The following is a 3,648-nucleotide window of genomic DNA, read 5'->3' on the forward strand; positions in this document are numbered from 1 at the left end:
TACACTACTCATTATTCGCTATAACAAGCTATATAACGTTTAATGCCTTATTTGTTATATATGAGCTTGATGAAGATTGGCATATATCAGATAACGCTTTTACAGATCTCTTTTACTTTGCGTGGGGTCAAGCAATAAGCTTTACAATAATAACTTATTTAGTCCAGAAAAACTGCACAATCTTCCCCCATATTTTATAGCGTCTCAAATCCAAGCTTAACCTTTTGTGGTCTTCCCCTAAACAATACTTAAAACGAGAATATTCATCAAAAGTAGTGATTGGCTTTTTTAGGTAAACATAAACATGAATATTCCCATTTCTGCTCTCTTTAACAATGTAGTGATCGATTTCATTTTGAAGGTAAAAACTGCAGAATTTCAATTTATGCTTAAAAATGTCTTCTAGATGTTTTTCCCAAAATTCCTTGGGAATGTCAATGTCTATGAGCAGAAGATCGCTTGAAAACCCCTTCTGCCTCATTCAAAACACCTCTACAGCGATCATTTTCGCAATCTACTTCATTGAAGAATATTTGACTAGTAAAAATGAATTGGGATTTATCCCATCCATTACCTCCGAAATCGTTATACTTTAAGGCACAATCGATCGCTTCGTCTTCCAATTCAAATTTAGCATTTTCAATATCGTTTTCAGCATCAGGATTATTGAAAACATTAATCTCTTCACACTTAACGAATTCGACATGAATGTCATTCTCTTTAGTCCTTCCCTTCCCCTTCCTATCCTTCCCAGAATAACACCTCTCAAAAACAGCTATGTAGCAAACATACAGCTTATTCAGTCTCTTTATGAATGTTTTTCGTTTAGGATCCCTTAAATAGAAGTATAAGCGTCCGCCTCTCCAAAAATAAGTAATCTGATTCTGAGAATATTCATCGACAATTTCTTCAGTCATTTATTCTTCCTCCTCCGCTCAAATTGATTACAATCATATTCAGCAATCAATGATGCCTTTCGAAAATCAAGGCTAATCCTTTTACTGTAGTAATCTTGACACACTATAACATAAGGGTTTTCCGTAAAACTCAGCGTTTTAACATAGAATATCATCCTACCGATGAGTAGCTTATAACAGCTATTCAGCTTAACTTCTATTCCTTTTATATTAACTGTTTCGAAATTATCGTCTGGCTCATTCTCCAATACCTTTTTTACATTTTCCGGTATTTTGGATTTGTCTACCTCTTTTCGTTTCCCCATAAATATCACCTATGAAAAGTTTATAGAAAAAAAGTTATGTTTCTCCTGAAGGCTGATAGCGGACAGGATATTGAAGCGGATGTGCTAAATACACCAATGCAGTGTTATTTCGAACAAATACCGCAGAAGCTTCAAAAAACGCTTCCCTTATTTCCTTGTTATCAGGGTCATATTTCATTACCTTTTCAGTCTTGTCTTTACTGTTATAGAAAACAGCGTATACTGTGTCAAAGCTATCTTCTACCACACCATATGGGGTAAATATCTGCATTAACAAGTAGTCCGGTCCTCTCTTTATCTTAAGCATCATTTTACAGCACCTCAAAAGATCTGGTAATATGTTTTACCCATTTTGCTCTGAACCTTTTTTACAGTAATGATAATTTCCTTATACTTGTCCAGAGCTTTCTGGATCATTGGTATTTGCTTTCTGATTACTTTCGAATTAGAGAATACTCTCAATAATTTGCCGTCGTCTGGTATTTTTCTACAGTAAAGTATGACACCTTCGTCTAAAATGTCAATGTTTGACAATATCAGCTTCTGATCTACCACCTCATCGACAAACGTGTCAAATTTCAGCTTGTCTTTTAATGCTTCTCTCTTAAGCTCAGCTCTGAGCTCGCTAAAGGATTTCAGCTCATAGTCATCTTTACTTTTTCCTTTACTGCTCATTGTCATTCCCCCTGATTGGATGATTTTGTATATACTCTTCTATAGCTTTTACAGTTAGATCGCTTGTAGACAGCTTTTTACCGAACGCTTGGAAGTATTGAGCCTGATAGAGCTTTACTTTCTTTAGAAAGTCTATAGGCACACGCATATTAAAAAATGCGAATGCCTCTACTTTTTCCACCTTTTGTTTTTCTTCCCCTTCCATTTTTTTCACCTTAACGTTATTTTTGTTTTACTTATTTATAAACTTAACGGAATCACTAATGTGAAATAGAAATACATATACAAGTATATGAAAAAAAGCTATAGGCATTTAACAATTAATAGTTATTTTGTATAATATGTCTTTAAAATCGCTATCGTCCTTTGCTTTAATGATTTTATCCCTAAGTATTTTTGCTTCCGATTCATATAAAGCACGATGACAAATAATACTTATCTCATCTTTACCCCAATTTCTCTGTATATTTTTTACTATTACTGTATTATCGTCACCAAGCGTTATAATATACTTATTAAAATTATCAGAAGGATCTGCATCAGAGAAGAAAACAGCTACAATTTGGATTCCGTCCTCACATTGAAATCTTTTCAATTCGAATCTACTCATATTTATTCACACCTCTACATTCACATTTAAAACCGCTAAATAGAAAAGCTTAACGGAAAAAGTAAAACAGAGAAGAAGATTGAAAAAAAGTTTTATGTTTAAAGTTTTATGACATTTTTTGAACTGATAAGTTTATCAATATAATTCTTATCACATAGGTAAATCCAATTCCATAGGTTATCGCTTTCTATTTCTTCACAGTATTTATTAAAACGCCTTATACTTATCGGTCTCCTAAACTTTATTTCTCTTCCGCTATACTCAAATCCCCAGAGCCCAATAACCGTGTGATAGTAGAATGGGGGGTTATCCGGCAATCTCTTAGCTACCCACCCCCAGTGATGGTCTTCCGCCCTTACCTTCACATTTACTTTTTCATTTTTCTTTTCCATATCTTTTCACCCCCAATAAAATGTTATATAAAAAATGTTATGGCTAAATCTGATTATTTGCTTTCAGCCACTTTGCCAGCATCCTAATATCTTTGATGAAATCATAACTCTCTGATAGCATAAGTATTATGTGCTCTATTTTCCTTTTTATATGCTCTGTGTATTGGTATAGCAGACCCGGATAAATGAAAGCTTCTACTATAAATTTTTCGAGACTTTTCTTCTCTAATTCATCATAGAATAGTGTAGAGACCCAGAATCCGGAAGGGGTAAACAGCCTTATCGCATCTTCGTCAAATCTAAGTATAAACGAATTCCCTGTAAACTTGTAGAACTGTCTCTTAATATAGGTAGCGTCTGCTTCGAAGCTATGTAGCAGTATTTCATATAATGCCCACATTTCATTAATTTCCTTTTCCAAGTCATCAAAATCTTTAGTAATAAATTCAACCTTTTCCCTTAGTATTTCGTCCTCAACAAACTTCGCTACTAGCTTCTTGATTTCTTTATATATTTTTGGCAATTCTCCAGCCATATCAAGAGTGATACTCTTAAAGTTATCTATCTTTTTTTGCTCTATTTTATTTTCACTCATTTTTTCTTCCCCCTTGTTTTTGTTTTTTCGTCAATTCTTTATTGTGCTAAACAAGTATTTAAAGTTTTTGGCTAAAAAGATATAGAGCAAATGACATTCGTCAAATGTCTTTTCTCTTATTCTTTCATCTCTTTTCTTAATTATTTCACTTTTA

General features: G+C 33.5%; 8 protein-coding genes. All 8 read right to left on the reverse strand.

The features are described from left to right. Positions 1–434 precede the first annotated feature (434 nt). Positions 435–917 carry a hypothetical protein gene (locus tag JHC30_07585; protein ID MCI4464009.1) on the reverse strand — a complete coding sequence of 161 codons (483 nt, stop codon included), beginning with the start codon at positions 915–917 and terminating at the stop codon, positions 435–437. After that, the gene (locus tag JHC30_07590) at positions 914–1,222 is read right to left on the reverse strand and encodes a hypothetical protein (GenBank protein MCI4464010.1); all 309 of its coding nucleotides are present in this window, start codon (positions 1,220–1,222) and stop codon (positions 914–916) included. Before JHC30_07590 ends, JHC30_07585 begins: the two co-directional genes overlap by 4 nt. 34 nt (positions 1,223–1,256) lie before the next feature. Beyond that, a complete protein-coding gene (locus JHC30_07595) occupies positions 1,257–1,532 on the reverse strand; it encodes a hypothetical protein (protein ID MCI4464011.1) in 276 nt (91 codons plus the stop codon). 11 nt (positions 1,533–1,543) lie between these two features. Beyond that, positions 1,544–1,897: a hypothetical protein gene (locus JHC30_07600; protein MCI4464012.1), complete on the reverse strand. Its 354-nt coding sequence runs from the start codon at positions 1,895–1,897 to the stop codon at positions 1,544–1,546. Further along, positions 1,887–2,102, reverse strand: coding sequence for a hypothetical protein (locus JHC30_07605; protein MCI4464013.1), 216 nt, complete (start codon positions 2,100–2,102; stop codon positions 1,887–1,889). Before JHC30_07605 ends, JHC30_07600 begins: the two co-directional genes overlap by 11 nt. A gap of 108 nt (positions 2,103–2,210) precedes the next feature. Beyond that, on the reverse strand, positions 2,211–2,507 hold the full coding sequence (locus JHC30_07610; GenBank protein MCI4464014.1) for a hypothetical protein: 297 nt from the start codon (positions 2,505–2,507) through the stop codon (positions 2,211–2,213). Positions 2,508–2,605: 98 nt separating this feature from the next. After that, on the reverse strand, positions 2,606–2,899 hold the full coding sequence (locus JHC30_07615) for a hypothetical protein (GenBank protein MCI4464015.1): 294 nt from the start codon (positions 2,897–2,899) through the stop codon (positions 2,606–2,608). A 43-nt stretch (positions 2,900–2,942) separates the two neighbouring features. Next, positions 2,943–3,494: a hypothetical protein gene (locus JHC30_07620; GenBank protein MCI4464016.1), complete on the reverse strand. Its 552-nt coding sequence runs from the start codon at positions 3,492–3,494 to the stop codon at positions 2,943–2,945. Positions 3,495–3,648 lie beyond the last annotated feature (154 nt).

Source organism: Caldisericum sp., assembly GCA_022759145.1.
Taxonomy (GTDB): Bacteria; Caldisericota; Caldisericia; order Caldisericales; family Caldisericaceae; genus Caldisericum.

Excerpts from the sequence above, each read along its gene's own strand:
- JHC30_07600 (MCI4464012.1), bottom strand. The coding sequence starts at position 1,897 with ATGAGCAGTAAAGGAAAAAGTAAAGATGACTATGAGCTGAAATCCTTT.
- JHC30_07610 (MCI4464014.1), bottom strand. The coding sequence starts at position 2,507 with ATGAGTAGATTCGAATTGAAAAGATTTCAATGTGAGGACGGAATCCAA.
- JHC30_07605 (MCI4464013.1), bottom strand. The coding sequence starts at position 2,102 with ATGGAAGGGGAAGAAAAACAAAAGGTGGAAAAAGTAGAGGCATTCGCA.
- JHC30_07615 (MCI4464015.1), bottom strand. The coding sequence starts at position 2,899 with ATGGAAAAGAAAAATGAAAAAGTAAATGTGAAGGTAAGGGCGGAAGAC.
- JHC30_07595 (MCI4464011.1), bottom strand. The coding sequence starts at position 1,532 with ATGATGCTTAAGATAAAGAGAGGACCGGACTACTTGTTAATGCAGATA.
- JHC30_07590 (MCI4464010.1), bottom strand. The coding sequence starts at position 1,222 with ATGGGGAAACGAAAAGAGGTAGACAAATCCAAAATACCGGAAAATGTA.
- JHC30_07585 (MCI4464009.1), bottom strand. The coding sequence starts at position 917 with ATGACTGAAGAAATTGTCGATGAATATTCTCAGAATCAGATTACTTAT.
- JHC30_07620 (MCI4464016.1), bottom strand. The coding sequence starts at position 3,494 with ATGAGTGAAAATAAAATAGAGCAAAAAAAGATAGATAACTTTAAGAGT.